Origin of the sequence: Lichenicoccus sp., assembly GCF_965277665.1 — a bacterium.
GTDB lineage: Bacteria > Pseudomonadota > Alphaproteobacteria > Acetobacterales > Acetobacteraceae > Lichenicoccus.
Genome location: NZ_OZ255835.1, coordinates 3,058,696 through 3,081,959, shown reverse-complemented (window position 1 = coordinate 3,081,959; position 23,264 = coordinate 3,058,696). Strand labels below are relative to the sequence as shown.

At 67.3% G+C, this 23,264-nt stretch carries 19 protein-coding genes; 9 read left to right on the top strand and 10 right to left on the bottom strand.

Annotated elements, in window-relative coordinates:
• Nucleotides 1-17 precede the first annotated feature (17 nt).
• Nucleotides 18-2,471, top strand: a complete 2,454-nt coding sequence (locus tag ACQY4O_RS14360) for a heavy metal translocating P-type ATPase (RefSeq protein WP_428377032.1) — start codon at nt 18-20, stop codon at nt 2,469-2,471.
• Here the strand turns inward: ACQY4O_RS14360 and ACQY4O_RS14355 are convergent.
• Nucleotides 2,377-3,390, bottom strand: coding sequence for a LysR substrate-binding domain-containing protein (locus ACQY4O_RS14355; RefSeq protein WP_428377031.1), 1,014 nt, complete (start codon nt 3,388-3,390; stop codon nt 2,377-2,379). The two genes, ACQY4O_RS14360 and ACQY4O_RS14355, sit on opposite strands and share 95 nt — an antisense overlap.
• A 224-nt stretch (nt 3,391-3,614) precedes the next feature.
• On the opposite strand from ACQY4O_RS14355, the gene ACQY4O_RS14350 reads away from it, so the two are divergent.
• From ACQY4O_RS14350 to ACQY4O_RS14340, 3 genes are all read left to right on the top strand, one after another.
• Nucleotides 3,615-4,631: a substrate-binding domain-containing protein gene (locus ACQY4O_RS14350; RefSeq protein ID WP_428377030.1), complete on the top strand. Its 1,017-nt coding sequence runs from the start codon at nt 3,615-3,617 to the stop codon at nt 4,629-4,631.
• A gap of 108 nt (nt 4,632-4,739) precedes the next feature.
• Nucleotides 4,740-6,242, top strand: coding sequence for a sugar ABC transporter ATP-binding protein (locus tag ACQY4O_RS14345; RefSeq protein WP_428377029.1), 1,503 nt, complete (start codon nt 4,740-4,742; stop codon nt 6,240-6,242).
• Complete coding sequence (locus tag ACQY4O_RS14340) at nt 6,242-7,237, top strand: ABC transporter permease (RefSeq protein ID WP_428377028.1); 996 nt, start codon at nt 6,242-6,244, stop codon at nt 7,235-7,237. Before ACQY4O_RS14345 ends, ACQY4O_RS14340 begins: the two co-directional genes overlap by 1 nt.
• Before the next feature lie 29 nt (nt 7,238-7,266).
• Here ACQY4O_RS14340 and ACQY4O_RS14335 read toward each other — a convergent pair whose 3' ends face one another.
• Entirely contained in the window at nt 7,267-8,625 is a 1,359-nt protein-coding gene (locus ACQY4O_RS14335) for an NAD(P)H-dependent oxidoreductase (protein ID WP_428377027.1), read from the bottom strand.
• Nucleotides 8,626-8,934: 309 nt separating this feature from the next.
• Between ACQY4O_RS14335 and ACQY4O_RS14330 the strand changes: the two genes are divergently transcribed.
• A complete protein-coding gene (locus tag ACQY4O_RS14330) occupies nt 8,935-10,275 on the top strand; it encodes an MFS transporter (RefSeq protein ID WP_428377026.1) in 1,341 nt (446 codons plus the stop codon).
• A gap of 46 nt (nt 10,276-10,321) precedes the next feature.
• Here ACQY4O_RS14330 and ACQY4O_RS14325 read toward each other — a convergent pair whose 3' ends face one another.
• Nucleotides 10,322-11,194 carry an NmrA family NAD(P)-binding protein gene (locus ACQY4O_RS14325; RefSeq protein WP_428377025.1) on the bottom strand — a complete coding sequence of 291 codons (873 nt, stop codon included), beginning with the start codon at nt 11,192-11,194 and terminating at the stop codon, nt 10,322-10,324.
• A gap of 44 nt (nt 11,195-11,238) precedes the next feature.
• Nucleotides 11,239-11,661, bottom strand: a complete 423-nt coding sequence (locus ACQY4O_RS14320; protein ID WP_428377024.1) for a DoxX family protein — start codon at nt 11,659-11,661, stop codon at nt 11,239-11,241.
• Between the two features lie 118 nt (nt 11,662-11,779).
• Here ACQY4O_RS14320 and ACQY4O_RS14315 point away from each other — a divergent pair, with 118 nt between their 5' ends.
• A complete protein-coding gene (locus tag ACQY4O_RS14315; protein WP_428377023.1) occupies nt 11,780-12,685 on the top strand; it encodes a LysR family transcriptional regulator in 906 nt (301 codons plus the stop codon).
• Nucleotides 12,686-12,761: 76 nt separating this feature from the next.
• Here the strand turns inward: ACQY4O_RS14315 and ACQY4O_RS14310 are convergent, their stop codons facing one another.
• Nucleotides 12,762-13,829, bottom strand: coding sequence for an aldose epimerase family protein (locus tag ACQY4O_RS14310; RefSeq protein ID WP_428377022.1), 1,068 nt, complete (start codon nt 13,827-13,829; stop codon nt 12,762-12,764).
• A 443-nt stretch (nt 13,830-14,272) separates the two neighbouring features.
• On the opposite strand from ACQY4O_RS14310, the gene ACQY4O_RS14305 reads away from it, so the two are divergent.
• Nucleotides 14,273-17,041, top strand: coding sequence for a TonB-dependent receptor (locus ACQY4O_RS14305; protein ID WP_428377021.1), 2,769 nt, complete (start codon nt 14,273-14,275; stop codon nt 17,039-17,041).
• Between the two features lie 241 nt (nt 17,042-17,282).
• On the opposite strand, the gene rnhA is transcribed toward ACQY4O_RS14305, so the two are convergent.
• Genes rnhA through ispH form a run of 3 tightly spaced genes read right to left on the bottom strand, consistent with a single transcriptional unit; the run spans nt 17,283 to nt 19,753 of the window.
• The gene (gene rnhA / locus ACQY4O_RS14300) at nt 17,283-17,750 is read right to left on the bottom strand and encodes a ribonuclease HI (protein WP_428377020.1); all 468 of its coding nucleotides are present in this window, start codon (nt 17,748-17,750) and stop codon (nt 17,283-17,285) included.
• Entirely contained in the window at nt 17,734-18,708 is a 975-nt protein-coding gene (locus ACQY4O_RS14295; RefSeq protein WP_428377019.1) for a homoserine kinase, read from the bottom strand. The genes rnhA and ACQY4O_RS14295 overlap by 17 nt, the downstream gene beginning before the upstream one ends.
• A gap of 31 nt (nt 18,709-18,739) precedes the next feature.
• Complete coding sequence (ispH, locus tag ACQY4O_RS14290; protein ID WP_428377018.1) at nt 18,740-19,753, bottom strand: 4-hydroxy-3-methylbut-2-enyl diphosphate reductase; 1,014 nt, start codon at nt 19,751-19,753, stop codon at nt 18,740-18,742.
• A gap of 131 nt (nt 19,754-19,884) precedes the next feature.
• Between ispH and ACQY4O_RS14285 the strand changes: the two genes are divergently transcribed.
• Both ACQY4O_RS14285 and gcvH read left to right on the top strand, forming a co-directional pair.
• Nucleotides 19,885-20,472 carry a hypothetical protein gene (locus tag ACQY4O_RS14285; RefSeq protein ID WP_428377017.1) on the top strand — a complete coding sequence of 196 codons (588 nt, stop codon included), beginning with the start codon at nt 19,885-19,887 and terminating at the stop codon, nt 20,470-20,472.
• Nucleotides 20,473-20,536: 64 nt separating this feature from the next.
• Entirely contained in the window at nt 20,537-20,914 is a 378-nt protein-coding gene (gene gcvH / locus ACQY4O_RS14280) for a glycine cleavage system protein GcvH (protein ID WP_428377016.1), read from the top strand.
• Nucleotides 20,915-21,172: 258 nt separating this feature from the next.
• Here gcvH and ACQY4O_RS14275 read toward each other — a convergent pair whose 3' ends face one another.
• Together ACQY4O_RS14275 and ACQY4O_RS14270 are read right to left on the bottom strand one after the other, a co-directional pair.
• Nucleotides 21,173-21,736, bottom strand: a complete 564-nt coding sequence (locus ACQY4O_RS14275) for a peroxiredoxin (protein ID WP_428378207.1) — start codon at nt 21,734-21,736, stop codon at nt 21,173-21,175.
• 2 nt (nt 21,737-21,738) lie between these two features.
• Nucleotides 21,739-23,112: a lytic transglycosylase domain-containing protein gene (locus tag ACQY4O_RS14270; RefSeq protein WP_428377015.1), complete on the bottom strand. Its 1,374-nt coding sequence runs from the start codon at nt 23,110-23,112 to the stop codon at nt 21,739-21,741.
• Between the last annotated feature and the right edge of the window lie 152 nt (nt 23,113-23,264).

Sequence of the window (23,264 nt, the reverse complement as noted above, 5' to 3'; positions counted from 1 at the left end):
CAGACGACAAGGAGGGCATGATCCGACAGATCATGCTCCAGGGAGAGGTGCGAATGGACGGCATGGGGATACCTGCCCCGCCTGACGGAGCGCAGGACGGGATTGGACGGGCCCGCGCACGGGTCGTGGATCTGGCAATCGATGGCATGACCTGCGCCTCCTGCGCCGGGCGCGTCGAGCGCGCCCTGAGCCAGGGCGACGGCGTGCTGTCGGCATCAGTCAATCTCGCCACCGAGCAGGCGCGCGTGTCGGTCAGTGCCGGCCGCGGCGAGGATGATGCGGCGTTGGCGGCCCGGCTGCGGGACGCCGTGCAGCGTGCCGGCTACGGCGCCCGCGTGCTGCCGCCCGAGCCGGACGGCGCGGCCGGCGAGACCGCGGCGCTGGACCGGCGCGAGCGCCTGCACCTGGTGCTGGCCTGCCTGCTGTCGGCGCCGCTGCTGGCCTCGATGCTGCTGCATGCCGGCTTCATGCTGCTGCACCAGGCCGAGCTGCCACAAGACAGCCTGGCGGCACAGATGATGCTGCCCGGCTGGCTGCAGTTCCTGCTGGCGACCCCGGTGCAGTTCTGGCTCGGCTGGCGCTTCTACCGGGCCGGAGCGTCCGCGGTCCGCCATGCGAGCGGGAACATGGACCTGCTGGTGGCACTCGGCTCGAGTGCGGCCTGGGGTTTGAGCACGGTCTCGCTGCTGCGCGGCTCGCCGGCGCTGTATTTCGAGAGCTCGGCGCTGATCATCACCTTCATCCTGTTCGGCAAATGGCTGGAGCGGGGGGCGCGGCGACGCGCGGCCAACTCCGTGCGGGCGCTCGCCGCCCTGCGGCCAGACCTGGCCCTCCGGCTCGACGCGGCCGGCCTCGAACAGGAAGTTCCGCTCGGCGATGTGCGCGTCGGCGACCTGCTGGTGGCGCGTCCCGGCGGCCGGATCGCCGTGGACGGAACGGTCCGCGAGGGCGAGAGCAGTGTCGACGAGCAAGTGCTGACCGGGGAGAGCCGGGCGGTTGCCAAGGTCCCCGGCGACACAGTGGTCGCTGGCAGCCTCGCGGTGGATGGCCGGCTGGTCATCCTCGCCGGCGCGGTCGGCGCCGAGACACGCCTCGCCGGGATCGTGCGGCTGATCGAGACCGCGCAGGCGTCGCGCGCGCCGGTGCAGCGCCTGGTCGACCGGGTCAGCGCCATCTTCGTGCCGGTCGTGCTGGGGCTGGCGGCATTGACCCTGCTCGGGTGGTGGGTCGCGACCGGCCGCTTCTCGCTGGCGCTGCTCGATGCGGTCTCGGTGCTGGTGATCGCCTGCCCGTGCGCGCTCGGCCTGGCCACGCCGGCTGCCCTGGTGGCCGGGATCGGCGCCGCGGCGCGGGCCGGCATCCTGATCCGCGATGCCGCGTCGATCGAGCGGGCGCGGGGCGTCGGCATCGTCGCCTTCGACAAGACCGGCACGCTGACCGAAGGCCGTCCGGTGCTCGACCGGGTGATCCCGGCGGATGGCGGCGGGCATTATGAAAAGGCGGCCGAGCTGTTGTCGTTGGCCGCCGCGATGCAGGCAGGCAGCGAGCATCCGCTGGCCGAGGCCGTGCGGGCCTCGTCCGGCCATTCCGTGACGCTGCCGGCGGAGCGCTTCGTCGCGGTTCCGGGCCGTGGCGTCACCGCGCGGGTCGGCGGACGCTCGCTGCTGCTCGGCAGCCGGCGGATGATGGAGATCGAGGGCCTGGCGCCGACGGGGGCGCTGGCCGAGGCCGCCGAGCGCATCGATGCCGAGGGCGGCACGGTCTCGTTCCTCGCCGAGCGGGCGGCGATCGACTGGAGCGGCCGGCGGGGCGGCGAGCGTGTGGCGGCCGGTGGCCGGATCCTGGGGCTGCTCGGCTTCTCGGATACGGTCCGACCGGGCGCCGCGCGCGCCATCGCCCGGCTGCGCGGCATGGGTATCATGTCGGTGATGCTGACCGGAGACGGCGAAGGCGCCGCGCGTCACGTGGCCGAAGCCGCCGGACTCGACCGGATGCTGGCCGGCATCTCGCCCGAGGGCAAGGCGGCTTCGGTCGCCGCCCTGCACCGGGAGTTGCGTGGCACCGGCCGGCCCTCGGTCGCGATGGTCGGGGACGGTCTCAACGATGCGCCGGCGCTGGCCGCGGCCGATCTCGGCATTGCGATGGGCCGGGGCACCGACGCCGCCATCGAGGCGGCGGGGATCACGCTGATGCGGCCCGACCCGGCCCTGGTCGCCGACACCATCGAGATCGCCGGGCTGATCTCCAGCCGCATCCGGCAGGGGCTGTTCTGGGCGTTCGCCTACAACCTGGTCGGGATCCCGCTGGCGATGGCGGGATTGCTCAGCCCGGCGGTGGCAGGGGGTGCCATGGCGCTGAGCAGCGTGAGCGTGGTGTTCAACGCGTTGCGTCTGAGGCGTTGGGCGCCTGCAGGGCCGGCGGCCGTGCATGAGGACGCTCCCGCTTCCGCCGCGGCCCCGGCGGGTCGATGACGCAGTCGGCGGCGGCAGGGCCGACAATCGCTTGGCTTGCCGTCCATCGGTCGCGCTCCTGACGCAGCCATTCGAGAAACAGCCTCACCTTCTTGTGCCGAAGATGGTCGCGCGGGCAGACGATCCACTGCGTCACGATCCGGATCTCCGGCGGCGCGCGCACCGGACAGACAAGCAGACCTGCGGCGCGTTCGCGCTCTGTCATCAGCGTGCTCTCGAGCGCGATGCCGAGGCCGCCGACCGCGGCATCGATCGCCATGTGGCTGCGGTCGAACATCACCTTGCGCCAACGCGTGGCGGGGACCACGCCCGACAGGGCAAACCACTGGCTCCATTGCGCCTGCGCCTTGACGGAATGGATCAGACGATGGCGCGTCAGCTCGGCGGGCTCCAGACTGGCGGCTGCCGCCAGCGCGGGCGCCGCCACGGGCAGGAAATTCTCCTCGACCAGGGCCTCGACGAACAGCCCGGGCCAGCGGCCATCGCCATGCCGGATCTCGACGTCGATCGCCTCGCGTTCGAAGTCCGTGGGTTCGTTGGTGCCGTCAAGCCGTAGCTCGATGTCGGCGCAATGATCCAGGAATGACGCAAGACGTGGCAGCAGCCACTTGTTCGACAAAGTAGGCGTCGCCCGCACCCGGAGCGCCATGATCGACTTGGCGCCGCGCAGATGCTCCGTCGCCTCGGCGATCTGCTCGATCCCGTCGGTGATGGACGCGAAGTAGCGTTCGCCTGCCTCCGTCAGGGTGATGTAGCGGCCGGCCTTGGCCGTCAGCGAGACGCCGACCTGCCCCTCGAGCAACTGGATCTGCTGGGTCACGGCGGAGGGCGTGACACCGAGCGTCTCCGCGGCCCGCGAGATGCTCCCGACCTTCGCCACCTCGTGGAACACCGAAATTGCGCGCAACGGCAGCGGCATGCGGACCCTCTGCACCCTGGGAGGATGAGAGCTTTAGACCTCCTAAACCGGCGTGCAAGGCATCTAAATTGAGCCGGGCAGAAATCGGCGTCTAATCCGACGGGCTGAAAGGCGGACCGGGCGACACACGTCGCCTTGGATGCTGCTCTGCGCCAAATGATCAAGGAAACCGTGGTCCAACACGGCGCCCGTCCGGGGAGGCATTGATGCGGAAACTTTCCACCGTGAAGCTCATCGTCTATGCGGCCACCGGAGTGGCGCTTGCCTCCACCGGAGCCTGGGCTGCGCCCGGTTGCTCGACCTATCCCACCGGAACGCCGGACCAGATCGGCTCGGACGACCTGAACACGCGTTTCGGCGCGGTTCCGAAGCCGTCACGTCCGCTGCATTTCGCCTATGTCACCAAGACGCTGATCAACGAGTTCTGGCAGGATGCGGCCGCCAGCGCGAAGCAGGAAGCCGCACGGTTCGGGATCACGCTTGATATCCAGGCTGCCAAGGACGAGGCCTCGATGATCGAACAGCTGAACCTGGCGCAGACGGTTGCGTCGCAGAAGCCCGATGCGCTTCTGCTCTCGCCCGAAAGCGACAGCAATCTTGCCCCCGTGGTCGAGGCCGCGCGCGAGGCGAACGTGCCGACGGTAATCATCGACGACGCCAGGACGAAGGGCGCCAGCGTCTATATCGGCACCGACCAGGTCAGCATCGGTGCCGATGCGGCTGACTACTTCCACAAGATCGATCCCAAAGGCGGCAACCTCGCACAGATCGAGGGCGCCGCGGGATCGCCGAACGCGCGATTGCGAATGCAAGGCTTCACGAGCAGGCTTGGCGCCTATCCGAACCTCCACCTCGTCGCGAGTCAGCCCGGGAACTGGGACCGGCTGACTTCCATGAACGCGGCGGCCAACATCGTGCGGCAGCATCCCGAGCTTGTCGGAATCTACGCCAACAATGATGGCATGGCGCTTGGCGTCTACGAGGCGATGGCCAATGCCGATCTTGCCACAAAGGTCGCGGTCGTCGGCACCGACGGAATCCGGGAAGCCAGGCGTTCCATCAAGAGCGGCGAGATGAGTGCCACCGTTGCCGAGTTTCCCCTCGTCGAGGGCAAGCTCGGCGTCGACATCGCGCTCCGCCTGTTGGCCTGTCAGGCAATCCCGCCATGGGTGGTCTCACCGCACGCCGTGCTGACCAAGGTCAGTCTGGCGCAGCACGCCTCGGCTCAGGCCGGTGAGTGAGCGCCTCGGCGCAGGCCGATGAGTGAGTCCCTCGGCGCAAGCCGTTGAGTGGGTACCGTGCTAGATCACCGTCCTGGTGACGAGCAGGCCGAACCCGCACTGCTCCGCATGCGGGCGATCAGCAAGGCGTTCGGTCATGTCCGCGTGCTCACCGATGTCGATCTGACGCTCCGGCCCGGTGAGGTGCATGCGCTGCTCGGCGAGAACGGGGCGGGAAAGTCGACATTGATGAAGACTCTGTTCGGCGTCGTTCAGCCCGACAGCGGCACGATCGAGCTGGCCGATGCCGGCGCCGTCTCGATCGCCGGACCCAGGCACGCGCTATCGCTTGGCATCGGTCTGGTCAGCCAGGAGCTGAGCCTGGTTCCGCAGCTCGACGTTGCCCGCAACATGTTCCTTGGACAGACCGACGCCTTGCGCATGGTGCCGCGTCGGGACGACCGCCGGAAGGCCGCCGGGATCCTGGGCGGGCTGGCGCCGCACGTCGCGGTGGACGCCATCGTCGGCGATCTTGGCATGGCCGACCGGCAGCTCGTCGAGATCAGCCGCACCCTGGCGCGTGGCGGCCGGATCATCGCGTTCGACGAGCCGACCTCCAGCCTGACGCCGACGGAACGCGATGCCTTGTTCAGGGTGATCCGGCAACTGACGGCGTCCGGAAAGGCGATCGTTTACATCTCGCACCGCATGGATGAGATGCGCGCCATCGCCGACCGCTTCACGGTGATGCGGGACGGACATGTCGTCGCGAGCGACGCGATGGCGGCCGCGACCGATGCTGCCCTGAACGAGCTGATCGCCGGCCGCGAGCTGTCGCGCGCGCTGGCCGGGCGACCGCCGCCGTATCAGGCGACGGCTTGCGGCATCGCCGCAATCGAGCCCGGGCCGGTGCCGAGGCTCGCCCTCAGGCAGCTCTCCACCGACCGCCTGCACGCGGTCGACCTTGCAGTGCGCCGTGGCGAGGTCGTCGGTCTCGCCGGACTGGTCGGTTCGGGACGTTCCGCGATCCTGCGTGCGATATTCGGGATGGATCCCAGCACCGGCGGCCAGATCCTGGTCGACGGGGTGCGGGTCAGGATTGCAAGGCCCGTCGATGCGATGCAGGCGGGCATCGCTCTCATCCCGGAAGACCGACGCGGACAGGCGATCGTCCCGATGATGTCGGTCGCGCAGAATTTCGGTCTGGCGACGCCAGGCCGGTTCTCCCGCTTCGGGATCATCCGGTCGCGCGCGCGCCGCACCGCGATCGAACGCTATGTCTCGGAGCTGGCAATCCGCCCGCCCGACGTCGCCACACCGGTCGCTGATCTTTCCGGCGGCAACCAGCAGAAGGTCGTCATCGCCCGGTGGCTTGCGGCGGGTGCGGGGATCGTCCTGTTCGACGAGCCGACGCGGGGCGTCGATGTCGGCGCGAAGGCGGAAATATACCAGGTGATTCGCGCGATGGCGGCGGATGGCGCCGCCGTCCTTGTCGTGTCGTCCGAGATCCCGGAGCTGCTGCTGCTTTCGAACCGGATCTGCGTTGTGGCAGGCGGCCAGGTGACACGCACCATCGCGAACGACGAGCACCTCGACGAGCACATCCTCTTGCGCACCATGGGAGCGCCGTGATGAACATCGACCAGGGACCGGCCATCGGTCTGGCGGCGGTCTCCGTGCCGAGCACCGCCGGCGAGCCGAAACGGGGACCGCGATGGCTGCGGCAGGCGAGCATCCTGATCGGCTGCGCGGCGCTGTTCGCCTGCTTCTCGGCGCTGACGGCCAGCTTCTACCAGCCATCCAACCTCGTCGGCATCATGCTGCAGTCGGCGATCAACGCGATCATTGCCGTCGGCATGACGCTGGTCATCATCACGCGAGGGATCGACCTCTCTGTTGGCTCCGTCGTCGGCCTGTCCAGCATGGTCGCCTCCGACCTTGCCTCCCACAATGTCTGGCTCGGGATCGGCGCCGGGTTGCTCACCGGACTCGGCTGCGGCCTTCTGAACGGCGTTCTCATCGCCAAGCTGCGGCTGCCGGATTTCATCGTGACGCTCGGCACTCTGAGCGTCTACCGCGGGGCTGCGCTGATCTATACGAACGGCCAGCCGATCTACGGGCTTCCCGCACCGTTCCGCCATGCTTTCGCTGGGCACCTGCTCGGCCTGCCCACGCCCGTCATCCTCGCCATCCTGATCGCGGCCGGTGCCTTCTTCGTGGTGCGGTTCACGGTGCTGGGCGAGCAGATCGTGGCGGTCGGGGGCAACGAAGAAGCGGCACGCCTGTCCGGTATCGAAATCGATCGCGTGAAGATCTCGGTCTATACCTTGTCGGGATTGCTGGCGGCTCTTGCGGGCTTCGTGCTGATCGCGCGGATTGGAGCGGCCGAGCCGATCGGCGGCACCGGGTTCGAGCTGCAGGCGATCGGGGCTGCCGTCATCGGCGGGGCGAGCCTGTTCGGCGGTGTCGGCAATCCGCTGGGCTCACTGATCGGGGCGCTGACCCTTGGCGGCCTGCAGAACGGGTTGACGCTGATGAACGTGCCATCCTTCTGGCAATTCGTCGCGTCCGGTGTCGTGGTCATCGTGGCGGTCTATGTGGACAGGCTGGCACGGCCGCGTCGGTGAACGCAGCCAGGCCGGCCGTTCCATGACGATCAGCCGGCGGCTTCGACACCGGCGCGGAACCGGCGCTCCATCTCGGCCCGGACCTCCACCACGTCGAGATCATGCGACAACTCGACGTCGTCGTAGCTGACGATCTGGTCCCGGAGCACCGGGCGTTTCAGCTTGACGTTCTGCGCGAGGCCCATCGGCAAAGCCCGAAGTGCCAGGCTGCGCGCGGCCGGGATCGCGCGAGCCCAGACCGCGAAGCCGCCCTCGCCGTCGAGGATCTCGCCTGGCTGCATGTCGCGCTTGGCCGTGGCGACGGCGTCGCCACGGAACTCCCGAGACGACCCCGTCGCCTCGCCGCGGAGTGCGGCGGAGAGGACGCTGATCGAGGTCTCGAGGCCGATGATGTGGAACGGTCGCCACATCGACGCGTACCATCCGGACGGGTCCGTCATGAGGCCGTACTGCTTGAAGCAGGCGCGGGTGTATTCGTTATGCGCCTTGAAGGTGACAAAGACCCCGTATCGGATGTTGTTCACCACCTCGCGCCCGTCGGGTTCCTGGCTGGCGGCGATATCGACCAGGCCGGAGCGCGCCAGGCGGCCGCCGTCGGAGGCCGGGCGGAAGACGCGCGCGAGGTCGTGCAGGCCTGCGGGATAGAAGGCCAGGCCATCCTCCGGACAGTCCAGGCCGGTGCCATTGGCGACGGCAGCCATCTCGATTGCCGCCTTCGTCCCGTCGGTGAAGGAATTGTACATCTTCGGATTGAAGTCGCCCTTCGCAACCTCTTCCTCGGTCCAGCCGAAATACCCCCACACGGTGTCCGGGGTCGAGTAGCGATAGCGCGGCTCGAAGTTCATGCCCTTGCCGGCGGCGACGAGCTCGAAGCCGCAGGAGCGCACCCAGTCCACCAGTTCACAGATCAAGGCGGGCTGGTCGCCATAGGCCATGGAATAGACCAGTCCCCTGGCGCGCGCCTTTTCCGCGAGGATCGGGCCGACCATGACATCCGCCTCGACATTGACCATGACGACATGCTTGTCGTGCTCGATGCATTGCAGCGCATGCCTGGTTCCGGCGATCGGATGGCCGGTTGCCTCGATCACGCATTCGATCTCCTCGCAGGCGAGCAGGGCGGAGACGTCGTCGGTAACAAACGTCGTGCCGCGTCGCACCGCGTCGGCGGCACTTGCGGCGCCATAGCGCTCCTCGGGCCAGCCGACCCGCGCCATCGATTGCCGCACGCGTCCCACCGCGAGGTCGGCGACCGCTACCATGTGCAAGCCCTCGATCTTCTGCGCCTGCGAGAGGACCATCGATCCGAACTTCCCGGCGCCAATGAGGCCGACACGCACCGGCCGCCCGGTCGCGGCGCGGCTGCGAAGCAGGGTCGAGAGATTCATCTTGCAACTCCAACGTGGGACGTATGGCCACCGGGTTCATACCCGGCCGATGAGCGTTGACGGGAGTGTGGTCCCGGGAGCGCCGAAAGCAATTTAGAAAAGGCGGCCCATCACTAAGTCGCCCTTCAATGCCGCAAGACTGTGTCCCCGCCTTCCGCGTCGGTCCATTGTTTAGGGGGCCTAAAATACGCCCACGGTAAAGTCGTTTGTTGGCGCACAGCGCTGCGCCTAGCGTCCGTCGCAAGGCCGCCTCAAACGATCAACCGAAGGCGGGGTCCGGCAATCCGGGAAGCGAAGGGAGCGGCGTCCATGAAAACGATCCCGATCAACGACGCGGATGAAAGCGCGATCGCGCAGCGCTGTCTGGCCCGTGTGCGTCTGCGAGTGATCCCCGTGGTGATGCTGCTGTATTTCGTGGCCTATCTCGATCGCAACAATGTCGGGTTCGCGGCGCCCGAGCTGCGGCACGATGTCGGCCTGACCGCCGCCTCGTTCGGGTTCGGCGCCGGCATCTTCTTTATCGGCTACTTTCTGTTCGAGGTGCCGAGCAATGCCGGCATGCACCGCTTCGGGGCACGACGCTGGATGGCCCGGATCCTGGTCAGCTGGGGGATCTGCGCGGCGGCGCTTGCCCTGGTCAGGAGCGCGTGGACCTTCGACCTGATCCGGTTCCTGCTCGGTGCCGCGGAGGCGGGCTTCTCTCCCGCCATCCTGTATTTCTTCACGCTCTGGTTTCCGGAACGCGAGCGGGCGCGCGCCCTCGGCTTCTTTGTCCTGACGCAGCCGATCGCGAACGCGATCGGCGCACCGGTGTCCGGTCTTCTGCTGTCGATGGACGGTATTCTCGGGCTGCACGGCTGGCAGTGGCTGTTCATTCTCGAGGGCATCCCCGCGGTGGTGCTCGGGTTGCTGGCACCTTTCCTGCTGACCGATCGGCCCGAGGCGGCCGCATGGCTTCCCGACGACGAACGACGCTGGCTGGCCGGCCGGTTGCGTGACGAAGCCGGTAGCCGGACCGCCGCCGCGGATAACGGCTTCATGGCAGGCATCAAGGACCGGCGCTTCATGGTCTATGCGGCGCTGAACTTCGGGCTGATCTGCGGTGTCTATGGACTGAGCGTCTGGCTGCCCACCATCGTGCGCGCGCTGTCCGGCATGACCGCGCTCGGCACCGGTTTCCTGGTGCTCGTTCCCTATTCCGTCGCCGCTGTCGCGACCTTCGTCGTGAGCCGGCGCGCCGCCCGGACCGGGAAGATCGCGCAGCATGCGAGCATCAGCATCGCGGTCGCCGCGGCGGCGCTGGTCGGCGCCGGCCTGACGCTGCCGGTCTCCGCGGTGGCGTCGATGGCCTGTCTCTGCGTGGCCTGTGCCGGGATCTATGCCTCGATTGCGCCGCTGCTCGCGATGCCGTCCGGCGTGCTCTGCGGGGCGGGTGCGGCGGCGGGGCTGGCGGTGACGAATTCCGTCGGCAATCTTGCGGGCTTCCTGTCGCCGTATGCCGTGGGGCTGCTGAAGGGCTGGACCGGAGGCGACCGCGCCGGCCTGTTCTTTCTCGGTGCCTGCCTGGTCGCTACCAGCATCGGCGTCTTTTTCTATGCGCGACACCGGCCGGAGGGACTGTTGCGGACTGTCCCGGCATCGCCGCTCTAGTAGGCTGCGGCAAAGCCAATCGCAAGGTCCCCGTCCTTGACCGGACTTACGCCTTGGCGGCGTTCTGTGCAGCCTCGAATACGTCGCGCGCGGACGTCGTGCCCGCTACGTGCTCCGTCCCCTCGGCTCCGAGGTCCATCCATCCCGCGTTCACGGCGTCGAACATTTCTTCCGCAGGTCCGGTGTGGCCCTTCGGGATGCCGAACTGCTCGAACATTTCTGCCCAGCCTGCACGCGGGACCGCAACGGCTCCCACGTCAAGCGTCAAGACGTCACCCAATTGCTCGGCGACTTCATCCGCGCTGACCATCGAACCAAGCTCGACGACGCGCTGCCCTAGCCAGGCTGGCCCGGTCAAAAGGGTTGCGGCCTCCGCGCCGATGTCGTTCGTCGCGACCATCGTCGATCGCCGGCTTGTCGGATTATAGTGGACAGGTAGCCTTCCGCCCTGGGCGATTTGCAAGCCGTAGAGGAAGTTTTCGAAGAATCCACCTGCGCGCACAAATGCGGTTGGTGATTGCAGGTCGCGAAAGCCCTGCTCCAGAAGCGACAAGGCCGTGATCATCCCGAGCCCGCTGGTCCTGTTCGCACCCATCGACGAAAGCGCCACCACTCGCGGTGGCGCGGCCTTGGTGAGCGCCTCGACATAGTTCGCAATCATGCCCTTGGCTTCCTTGTAATCGGGCGAGGGGGCCCAGACAGAAGGCAACATGACGAACGCGCCCTCGACGCCCTTGAGCGCTTGCTCGATGGCTGCTGAATCGTTCCAGTCACCGTCAACCAGTTCCACGCCCTGGTTCGCCCAGCTTGACGCCTTCTCGCGATTGCGGACGAGCGCGCGGACTGTCTTGCCGTGCGCCAACAGATGTTCTGCGGTTGCGCCGCCAACTCTTCCGGTGATTCCCATGACTAAAAACATGCGTTTTCTCCTGATCTCGAGGGACAGGGCACTGCCCGGTTGGTTCAACGGATGAGCGGCAGAATGGCCCGGATACGGGGATCGCGCGCGTAGAGGCCGCCCCATGTCATCGCGCCCAGAAGCAGGGAAATGATTTCCGGCGGCGAGCCCAACTCACCGATGCGGACATGGGCGCAGATGGCGCCTCCGAGAAAGCCGGTCACCAAGACCGCGCCGAGGACGGCGGTGGCCGGGATGGCGTAAAGGATGGCGCAGGCGAGTATGACAGGACCCACGATACGGGTGAGGTCCATCGCGAACCCGGTTTCCTGCAACATGCTCGCGATCTGTGCCGGCGCGAAAAGCTGAATAGCCCCATCTGCCGCCAGGGCGATAACGACAAACGTGCTCATGATTCGGCCGGCCCACAGGGCGCGATGCAAGGTCGTTGTTTCGGGCACCTGGTATAGGTTCATGGTTTCGGACACTATTCGTTCTCCAATGGCGAGTTCCGACTTGGAGGCATACTGTGTCTCCTGGCTATGATAAACACCGGGAAGGTGAACACATTGTTCTCTCCAAGGAGAACAATACCGGGGCACGGCAATGCAGAATCTTGAACCCATCCTGATTTTCGTAACGGTGGCGGAAATGGGGAGCTTCACCCATGCGGCCGATAGCATGGGCATCCAAAAGGGGAGGGCCTCAACGGCGGTCCGGAAGCTGGAGGAAGATGTCGGCGTCAGGCTGCTGCACCGGACGACGCGCAGCGTGCAGTTGACGGAGGACGGACGCGCATTCCATGCCCGTGCCCGCGATCTGCTGGCGGAAGTCGATGACCTGCACTCGATGTTCGCAGGCGATCGCGTGGCGCTTCGCGGCCGTTTACGGGTCGATCTGCCGACCGAGGTGGCGCGCACAACGATCGTGCCGGCCTTGCCGGGTTTCATGGCGACTCACCCCGAGCTGGAGCTGGAGGTGTCGAGTACGGATCGGCAAGTCGATCTGGTTCAGGAGGGGTTCGACTGTGTCTTGCGGCTTGGACCCATCGGGGACGAGACGCTGATTGCCCGCCCACTAGGCCTGTTGCGCATGGTCAACGCTGCCAGTCCCGCCTATCTGGCGCGCCATGGCGTCCCGCGATCGCTGGAAGATCTCCGGCGTCAGGAACATCGGACAGTTCATTTTTCGACGATGCTGGGCGCAAGACCCTATGGATGGGAATATCCGGACGGCGACAGCTACGCGACGCTTCAGTTGCCAGGTGCGCTACACGTCAACAGCGCGCAGACCTACGAAGCCGCGGCCCTCGCCGGCCTTGGCCTGATTCAGGCGCCACTCCTGGGGGTTGGCCGATACCTAGAGAGCGGAGCGCTTGTGGAGATCATCCCCGATTTTCGTCGCCGGGCGCTCGCCGTGTCCCTCGTCGTGGCACATCGGAGCAATCTGTCACGCCGGGTCCGCGCATTCATGAAATGGATCGAAGATGTGCTGACGCCGTATCTCGAATAGCGAGACGGACAGCTTCGGCCGGCCTTCGAAATCGACAGTCTGAAGTCATGTCTGCCGATCGGCGGTCGGCGCCCGGCTAGAGACTATGCAGTCGGAAGACGGTGCGCTCGCGGTAGGTCTGGCCGGGGCGCAGCACGGTCGAGGGGAAGTCCGGCTGGTTCGGGCTGTCGGGAAAATGCTGCGTCTCCAGGCAGAGCCCGTCGCCCTGCCGGTAGAGCGTGCCCGAGGTGCCGGCGAGCGTGCCGTCGAGGAAGTTGCCGCTGTAGAACTGCAGGCCCGGCTGCGTGGTCAGGCAGGTCAGCGCTCGTCCGGACACCGGATCATGCACGGTGACCGCCCGCCGCAGGCTGCCGGGCTCGCCGCGCAGCGCCCAGTTATGGTCATAGCCGCGACCGAGCGCCATCTGCTCGTGGCCGACGCGCAGGCGGTCGCCGATCGCGGTGGGCGTGCGGAAGTCGAGCGGGGTGCCGGCGACCGGCGCGAGCCGGCCGGTCGGGATCAGGCTGGCATCGACCGGCGTGAAATGGTCGGCCTCGATCTGCACCACGTGGCCTTCGATGCAGCCGCCGGCCTCGCCGGCGAGGTTGAAATAGCTGTGGTTGGTCAGGTTGACGACGGTGGGGGCGTCGCATCGCGCGACATAGTCGATCTCCAGTTCGTCGGCATCGGTCAGCCGGTAGGTGACCTCCGCATCGAGCCGTCCTGGATAGCCGGCTTCGCCGTCCGGGCTGGACAGCGACAGGCGGACGCCGTCCCCGCCCTGGGTCGCTTCCTGGGGCGTCATCATCCAGACTCTTCTCCCGAATCCATCCGGGCCGCCATGCAGGCTGTTCGGCCCGTTATTGAGCGGCAGACGATAGTCGGCGCCGTCGAGACTGAAACGGCCATGCGCGATGCGGTTGGCGTAGCGGCCGATCAGGGCGCCGAAATGCGTCGTGCCGTTATGGGTTTCGTAGCCGGCGAGGTCGGCATAGCCGAGCACGATGTTGGCCAGGCGTCCGTCGCGGTCGGGGGCGTCGAGCGATGCGATGATGCCGCCGAAGCTGAGGATGGAGACGGCGATGCCGTGCGCATTGCGGATGCTGGCGCGCTGCACCGCGGCTCCGGCCGAGGTGCTGCCGGCGCTGGTGATCTGCAGGGTCATCGATCGAACTCCGTGAGCGTCCCGCATCAAGCGCCGTACGGCCGATCAGGGTTGCCGGAGACCCCAAACATGATTTTGGGCGTTTGAGCATGTTTTCAGCAGTGACCGCCCATTTCTTGGGCAAGTGATGGTCAAGCGCTGTAAAACGAATGTTAATTCCGGTCTTCGTGAGCCGGCCGCCATGTAACAGACGCACCACTTGGGCGTTTATTGCGCGTTGATCGGCGCAGACGCTGCCGCGGAGTTAGCCCGCGCCCCAGGCGAGGCGCTTTGTTTCAAACGTGGCAAATGCGACACATTAATTAGTAACCATGTCTGAACGTCGCGTAACCCATTTCACGGGTTCGTGCCTTGGGGTAACCCTGCCTGACCAGGCCTGTTCCGGCCCGATACAGGGAGCCTATAGTGTGCAGACGTCACTAGCCCGTCACCGGAAGCGCACGTTGCTTGGTGCAACCGCGATTTCCACACTACTCTCGACGACCGCGGTTCTCGCCCAGGTCCCGAACAACACCGTGCCGTCCGGCGTACCGGCCAATGCCGGCACGCAATCCGGGGGCTCGGCCAACGGCAACACGGCGGCCCCGTCGGAGAACATAACCGTCCGGGCGCAGCGGCAGTTGCTGCGCGAGAAGAATTCCCCGAGCGGGGTGACCGAACTCGGCTCGGCGCAGATCTCGCAGACCGGCGTCCAGGGCAGCACGGCGACGCTGCTGCGCGCGGCGCCCTCGGTCTATGTGTATCAGCAGGGCATCGGCAACAACGAGCCGGTGATCTCGATCCGCGGCGCGCGCGGCCTGGAAGTGGCGCAGACGCTCGACGGCGTGCCGATGCAGGACCTGCTCAGCGGCGGCGGCGGCAGCTACCTGGAGAACCTGCTGGGCGGCCACTTCAATCTCGACCAGATCAGCGGCGTCTCGATCTATCCGGGCGTGGCCTACCCCGACAAGAGCACCTTCGGCACCATCGGCGGCACCATCGCCTATTCCAGCCTGCGTCCCAGCAACGACGCGAAGGTGGATGTGTTTGGCTCGGTGGGCTCGTTCAAGACCTTCAACGAGGGCTTCGAGGTCGATACCGGTCGTCTGGACAAGGTTTTCGGCGGACTGCTCGGCACCGGCGACGACGCGCCGAAGATGATGCTGAAATATTCGAACCAGCAGACCGCGGGCTACGTCGACTACACGCCCGCGCGCTTCAACAACATGGAGTTCGCTGTCGACAAGCCGTACGGCGATGGGCTGTCGCTGTTCCAGGCGACTGCCATCTACAACACCGGCAACGGCCTGATCACGCCGGAGCCGGTGCCGTTGCCGTACCTGGCGCAGAACGGTGAGTTCAGCAACTACTCGCCCGAACAGCAATTCGTCCGCCAGTACAACGACTACTTCACGCTGATCCTGAAGAACGACACCTATATCAACGACTATGTCAGCGCGGGACTGACCGGCTTCTATCTGTACTCGGACTCCTACACCGAGAACTATGGCAATCCGACCATCTTCGCACCGAGTGGTGAGCCCGGGTCCGCTACTGTAGGGGGCGCCAGCCCATTCAACCAGACGGTGGCGGGCTTCGGCGAGCAGGGCGACTATACGCCCGGCGGCAACTTCTACGATCCGCAGGCCTATTCCTACGGCGCCAATCCGTCCCTGGCCGGGTGCCCTGCCTCGACCACTGCGCAGTTCGCGGCGGCGGGCCAGACCAGCCCCTGCGGCTTCAACTCCGAATACACCCGGGTGCATAACGACACCTACGGCTTCCAGCCGCGCGTCACCATCACGCCGCCGAACATTTTCGGCATTGCCAACACCATCAAGATCGGCGGGCTGGTGGCCAAGGAGACATCGGACGCCAGTCCGGGCGCCAACGTTGGCCCGTCCTATCTCGGCATCTCCTCGGAGTTTCCGCATAACCCGAGCGATCAGGTCAACGGCTTCGACGGTGGCACCCAGCGGACAATCTACCAGGGCTATGCCCAGGACAAGATCGATCTGATCCAGAACACGCTGCATCTGACGCCCGGTGTCACTCTCGAAGGCACGGACTCCAGTGCGGACGGCGACAAGATCCTGAACGGGACACCCTCCGCCAGCGATCTGGCGACCGCCTACTGCCAGGGTCAGGCCGCGATGGCAGCCGCAAACCCCAATGGGGGCATATCCACATGCGCCAACGGGCAGTACAAGGCGCACAAGTGGGACCGCGAGTGGCTGCCGTTCATGAACGTGGCCTACGACCTGGACAAGATCCTGCCGGCCGCACGCGGCGTGTCACTCTATGCTAGCTATGCGACTTCGGCCTTGTTCGCCCCGACCACCGATTTCGGTCCGAACGGCCTGAATGCCCCTCCGCCTGGTGCCTCGATCGTCCATATGTACGAGGCCGGCATCAAGTACAACCGGCAGAACCTGTCGCTGTCGTTCGACTATTTCTACCAGCACATCGAGCGCGACTTCGGCTTCTTCGAGTATCAGAGCGGACCGCTCACGGGGACGTCATTCTACGCGAATAACGGGCAGCGCGAGAGCAAGGGCATCGAGGCGTCCGCGATCTACCAGGTCTCGCGCGACTGGCAGTTGTTCGGCAACGTCTCGCACACGCTGGCGAAGTATCTGAAGACATACACCGCCGACGTCACGGTGCAGGAAGACCAGTTCGGCCTGGTGTTCCGCGGCGATCCCGAGACCGGGGTGCCGGACTGGCTGTCCACCTTCGGCGTCGATTACGATCACCACGCGCTGCTGACGCGCGGCGACGACTTCAACGTCCGGTTCGAGGGGCAGTACACCGGCAAGCAGGCGACCACCTACGATGTGAACGGCCTGGGTAATCTGGGAACGATCCCCGGCTTCCCGCCCTACGGTACCTACGGCTACTACAACGCCACCGCAGGAGCGACCACCTACAACCCGAATGGCGGCATCCAGCCGTTTGCGGTGTTCAATCTCGATATCAACTACAAGCTGCCGATGCACGGCCACGCCGGGCCGTTGCACACGATCGACTTCGACCTGAACGGGCTCAACATCTTCAACACCCGCTACTTCCAGTACTACTACAGCCAGATCTCGCCGTCCTCGTGCGGAACCTTCAAGACCGGCAAGTTCGCGGGGCAGACGATCAGCAACTATGGCTGCACGCAGGCCTTCAACGATGCGCTGCCGGGCGAGCCCGCAGCGATCACCTTCTCGGTGCGCGCCAGCTTCTGAAGCCAGGCACTCAACTGGACAGGGGCCGCGCCGCAAGGCGCGGCCCCTGCTTTTGACTTAACAGAGTGCTGAAAACTCGGAAACGAGACATGCTTAGCGCAACGGGTGAAGACCAAGGGCTTGCCCCTGGACTCCATCAAAGGCGAGCCTTTGAGATCCTTGATTTTAAAAATTGGGGTCTGGGGCCTTCGGCCCCAGCGGGACCAGGGCAGCGCCCTGGCCTTGCTTTTTCAGCACCCTGTTAAAGCCGCTGCTCGACCGCGATCCGGGCCGCGGTTGCGAGCCGGTCCACCCGGTCGTTCTCGACATGGCCGGCATGGCCGCGCACCCAGTGCCACGACACCTCGTGCCGCCTGGCTGCTTCCAGCACGCGGCGCCACAGATCCATGTTGGCGACGGGATCGCCCGACGCGTTGCGCCAGTTGCGCCGCACCCAGCCCGCGCTCCAGCGGGTGACGCCGTTGCGCAGATATTCGCTGTCCGTGTGCAGCGCCACCACGCAGGACCGCGTCAGCGCCTCCAGCGCCTCGGCGGCGGCGGTCAGCTCCATGCGGTTGTTGGTGGTCTGCGGCTCGCCGCCGCTGAGCTCGCGTTCGCGCGCGCCCAGGCGCAGCAGCGCCGCCCAGCCGCCCGGCCCCGGATTGGGCCGGCAGCCGCCATCGGTCCAGATCTCGACATGCGAGGCCGGGACTTCAGAGTCCGTAGGCATGCGCATCCTTTGCAGCCAGGTGGAAGCGCAGGCGCCGGAGGGTGTCGAGCGGGTCCTTCGGCGTGACCAGGGCGCCGGGCGGCTGGTGCAGCCAGTCGAACAGCCGGGTGAGCAGGAACCGCAAGGCGGCGCCCTGCGCCAGCACCGGCAACGCGGCGCGCTCGGCATCGAGCAGCGGGCGGACGCTCGCGTAGCCGGCGAGCAGGGCGCGGGCCTTGGTGACGTTGAACTCCCAGCCGGGCTCGAAGCACCAGGCGTTCAGGCAGACGCCGATATCGTATGCCAGCAGGTCGGTGCAGGCGAAGTAGAAGTCGATCACCCCGGACAGCTCGCGGCCGAGGAAGAACACGTTGTCGGGGAACAGGTCGGCGTGGATCTGCCCGACCGGCAACGCGTCCGGTCCCGTGGCAGCCGGCCAGGCCGGCAGGATCGCCGCCAGCGCCGCGTCCAGCTCGGGACCGAGCCCGTCCTGCACGTCGCCGGCACGGTCGCGGCTCAGTGCCAGCAGCGGCAGCCAGGCATCCGGGCCGAGCGCGTTCTCGCGCCTCGGCGCGTAGCCGAGCCCGGCGACATGCAGGCGTGCCAGCGTCTCGCCGAGCGGCCGGCAATGCTCGACCCGGACCCGGCGCGGCCACACCCCGGGCAGGAAGCTGGTGATCGCCGCCGGACGGCCGCACAGCGAACGCAGCGCCTCGCCATCCCGGCCGGCCAGCGGCAGCGGGCAGGTCACGCCGGCCGCCGCCAGATGGCGCATCAGGCCGAGGAACCAGGGCAGGTCGCGTCGTTCGACGCGCTTCTCGTACAGCGTGAGGATGAAGTCGCCCGTCGTCGTGCGGAGCGAGAAGTTGCTGTTCTCGACCCCCTCCGCGATGCCGCGAAACGCCACCAGATCGCCGATGTCGTACTCAGCGAGGAACGCCGCCAAAGCGTCGTCCCCGACGTCGGTATAGACAGCCATCCTTGGGGCGGCGGCCGTCAGAGTCGGTCGGTCAACCCAACGGCGCCGGCAATTTGAAGATGACGTCTTCCTGCTTGACGGTACGCTCCTCGATCTCGAGCGCGAACCGTGCCGACAGGGCGTTGACCATCTCCTGCACCAGCGTCTCCGGCGCCGAGGCGCCGGCGGTGATGCCGAGCACGTTGACGCCGTCGAGCGCCGACCAGTCGAGGTCGCGCAGGCGAGGGACCAGCAGGGCGCGCGGTGCCCCCGAGCGTTCCGCAACTTCGCGCAGGCGCTGCGAATTGGAGGAATTCGGGCTGCCGATGACGATGACCAGGTCGCAGCCCGGCGCGATCGCCTTGACCGCTTCCTGGCGGTTGGTGGTGGCGTAGCAGATATCCTCGCGCTTGGGCCCTTCCAGCATCGGGAAGCGGCCGCGCAGCACCGAGACGATCCCGGCGGTGTCGTCCACCGACAAGGTCGTCTGGGTGATGAAGGCGAGCCGGCTCGGGTCGGCCGGCAGCACCCGGCTTGCCTCCTCGGCGTCCTGCACCAGGGTGACCGCCCCGGGGGGCAGCTGCCCCATGGTGCCGACCACCTCGGGATGGCCGGCATGGCCGATCATCAGGATGTGCCGGCTGTCCGGGCCGCCATCGGCATAATGCCGCTCGGCTTCGCGATGCACCTTGCTGACCAGCGGGCAGGTGGCGTCGAGATAGAGCAGGTTGCGGCGCTGCGCCTCGGCCGGCACCGATTTCGGCACCCCATGCGCGGAGAACACGACCTGACCATCCGGGGGCACCTCGTCGAGCTCCTCGACGAAGATCGCGCCCTGCGCCTCGAGCTGCTCGACCACGGTGCGGTTATGCACGATCTCGTGGCGGACATAGACCGGCGCGCCGTAGCGGCGAAGCGCTTCCTCGACGACGCGTATCGCCCGGTCGACCCCGGCGCAGAAGCCGCGCGGACCGGCCAGCAGCACACGCAGGGGCCGCAGCGCAGGGCTCCCGGCTGCATCCTGCAGCAGGTGGGCGTCTGGCTGATCGAGCATCTGGTCCGGCATGGTGTTCCCCTCCCGAGCGGTCGGCAGTATATGGCGAGCGCACTGAAAATGGCGACCCGTGCGGGCGCACGCCGCAAACCCCTCCCGCCACGTGACCCTGCCTTACAGGCGGGACTGGCCGAAAGTCGAGAATGAACCTGCCGATCTGCTCCCGTCATGTCGCGGCCAGCGCCGTATCCGCCGGGCGTGTTGCACCCCTGCGCACGGCCGCGGCGCTGCTGGCGCTCGCCACCCTGGCGTCCTGCGGCCCCGACAACCCCAACGCGTTCGCGCCGGAATGCGTGCCGGTCGGGATCCTCGGCGACGCCGCCGATCTCTCCACCTATGCCGGACCGTCGCGCGACCTCGCGACCCTGGTGACCCATGCCAGCATCGCGGCAGTCGGGGGCACCTGCAGCAATGCCGAGCGGGGACATGCGCTGCACACCTCGATCAGCGTGACGATCGGCGTGCAGCGGGGGCCGGCGGCGAGCTATCGCACCGTGAGCCTGCCGTATTTCGTCGCGGTGCTGCATGGCGACCAGATCGTCGACAAGCACGATCTCAGCATCGCGGCGACGTTCGCGCCGAATGCGGACCGGCTGGCGCTGAAGAGCGATCCGCTGGAGCTGGAGCTGCCGATCACCCGGCGGATGAGCAGCGACAGCTATCGTCTCGAGGTTGGTTTCCAGCTCACGCCGGAGCAACTTGCATACAACCGCGCGCATATGCCTCGCTGAAGCCTCGGGATCGCCCCGTTACCTCGGGATCGCCCTCTTACCTCGGGATCGAAGGACGACGAGAATGGCAGACATCCGCTACACCAAGGAACATGAGTGGGTCCGTCTGGAGGATGACGGCACCACCACGATCGGCATCACCGACCATGCCCAGGAAGCGCTCGGCGACGTGGTGTTCATCGAGCTGCCGGAGCCCGACCGCGACCTCGCCGAAGGCGAGAGCTGCGCCGTGGTGGAGAGCGTGAAGGCGGCGTCCGACGTGTTCGCGCCGTTTGCCGGCAAGGTGCTCGAGATCAACGAGACGCTGGCCGAGGATTCGAGCCTGGTGAACCGCGACGCGGAGGGCGAGGCGTGGTTCTTCCGCATGGAGCCGGCCGATCCGGAGGCGTTCAACGGCCTGATGGAAGAAGCGGAATACACCGCCTTTCTCGAAACCCTCTGAGAGGCTGCTTGCAAACGCCTGCTGCTGGCGATCCGACGCGCCTTTCCTGTGCTCCGGTGCTCACGGCCAAGGAGGCCGCTCCGCTCCGGTGCTCGGAAAGCCACGCCGGCCGCGGCCCTGCGGGCCGCTCTCATCCAGCATCAGGCGTTTTCAAACAGCCTCTACTCCCTGGACGCAAATCAAAAGCAGGTCTTTGAGATTCCATCTTTAGAGAGCGGGTCTGGGGCCCCCACGGCTCCAAGACGGGGCCCCAGCGGGTCAAGGGCGGAGCCCTTGCGCCGTGTGCTGCGCGCGCCAGGCCTGCACGGCCTGCAGCGTCTTCTGCACGTGGCCGTCGGGGTTCATCGCCGAATAGCTCTCCAGCACCGAGCCATCCGGGGCGATCACGTAGGAGGTCCGGCGGGCGTAGTGCATCACCGGCATCAGCGCGTCGTAGTGCCGCGCGATGCTGCCGTCGGCGTCGGCCGCGACCGGGAACTTGCCCTGGCACGCGCTCACCGAGAACTTGTCGAGGGTCGCGATGCGGTCCTCCGACACGCCGATCACCGTGGCGCCAGCCGCCTTGTAGTCGGGGAGAGCGGCCGCGAAGTCGTGCGCCTCGATGGTGCAGCCCCGGGTGAAGGCGGCGGGATAGAAATACACCACGACCGGCCCACGGTGCAGCGCCTCGGTCAGGGAGAAGCGGAACTCGTGGCCGTCGAGCGCTGCCCGTGCTGCAAAGTCCGGCGCCTTCGCGCCGACCGGCAGAGCGGCCCGGGCGGTGGACGCGGCCAGGACGAGGAGGGCGGTCGAGGCTGCGAGTTGCCTGGTGCGGCGCGGCACCGTCACAGGCGGCCGTCCGGTGAGACCACCATGCACTCGCCGCGGCCACGGCTCAGGCGCTCGCATGCCGCCATTGCGCCGTTGCGCGAAAGGCCGGTCAGCCTGGCGCGATAGATGCGTGCGCCGCCGCGACCGGCACGGATGCCGGCAATCTCGGTCTGCGCGCCGGGCAGCAATTCGCGCATCCGCGAGCGTGCGGTGCCGGCGGCTTCGCTGGCCTGGCCCTCGGTGCCGAAGGCGCCGACCTGGATCGCCCAGTCACGGACGCCACCGGCCGTGCGCGCGGTCGGGATGCTCATGGCCATGGCCGGCGCCACCAGATGGAAGCGGCGCCGGGGCGGTTCGACACGGGCGACCAGGGTCGGCGCCGGGGCAGGCTGGGGTGCCGGTTCCGGACGGACCGGCGGCGCCGGGTTGGCGGCAAGCCGGCTGGCCCAGACGCTGCTGACCCCCGCGGAGCTGGCGGCTGCGGCAACCTGCACCGGCGCCGATGGCGCGGGCGCGGCCGGAGGTACGCGGTTCCAGGCGGCCTGGTAGGCGGGCGCCGCCGTCGGCGCGGTGGCCGGGGCTTCCGCGACCTGGACCGGCTGGTCGTCGCCGGCGGAGTGGTCACGCCGGCGCGCCCAGGCCATCCGGACCGACCTGGTCTCCCCCTGGGTCTGCGCCGAGGCGAGCATGATGTTCGCGGCTCCCGCATGGTTCATGACCATCAGGTCGGCCTGCGAGCGGCTGCTGGGAAACACCCCGGCAATCTGCGGCCCGATGATCGCCACGTATTGCCGGGTCTCGTTCGGCAGCGCGCGGTTGCGGGTCAGGAAGTCGTCCAGCCGGCCGGGACCGGTATTGTACGCAGCCAGGAAGCCCGGCGATCCGTAGATGTCGTACATCTGGCGCAGGTAGGCGGTGCCGGCCATGACGTTGTCGTGCGGATCATACGGGTCAGGCCCGAGCGCATACTGGTTGCGCATGTCGTCATAGGTCGGCGGCATGAGCTGCATCAGCCCCATGGCGCCGGGCACCGAGGTCACGAACTGGCCGTTGATGAACTCGTGGCCGCCCGACTCCTGGTGGATGACGGCGCGTATCCACGCGTCTGGCACGTCGAAGCGGTTCGAGGCGGCCTCGATATAGGGCCCCCACGGATCGTCCGGCGGACCGGGCGGGGCATAGTAGTTGCGGGCATGGGCGCGGTAGTCGGCGGCTTCCTGGGCCACCGGGATCATCGGTCCGCGCGGCGTGCCGGCGCAGGCAGCCAGCAGCGTGAGCAGCAGGATCGACGCGACAGCCCTGAGCAGGGCCGGTTGCCGCGTCGGGGGCCGTGCCACCGGACGCGTGGCGGTGCGGATCTGCCCCCGGCGTCCAGTCTGTCGTGTCATGTCAGGTACGGCCCTATCAGCGAAAGCTCGCCTGATCATGCAGGAACCTCTTCTAACTCGCTACAACTAACCTGTCTTTATTGTCAGATGATCTGGCAGCGGAGCACTCGCCGGCCGCTCCGCATACCGGCAGGAGCGGACGCGCACGTTGC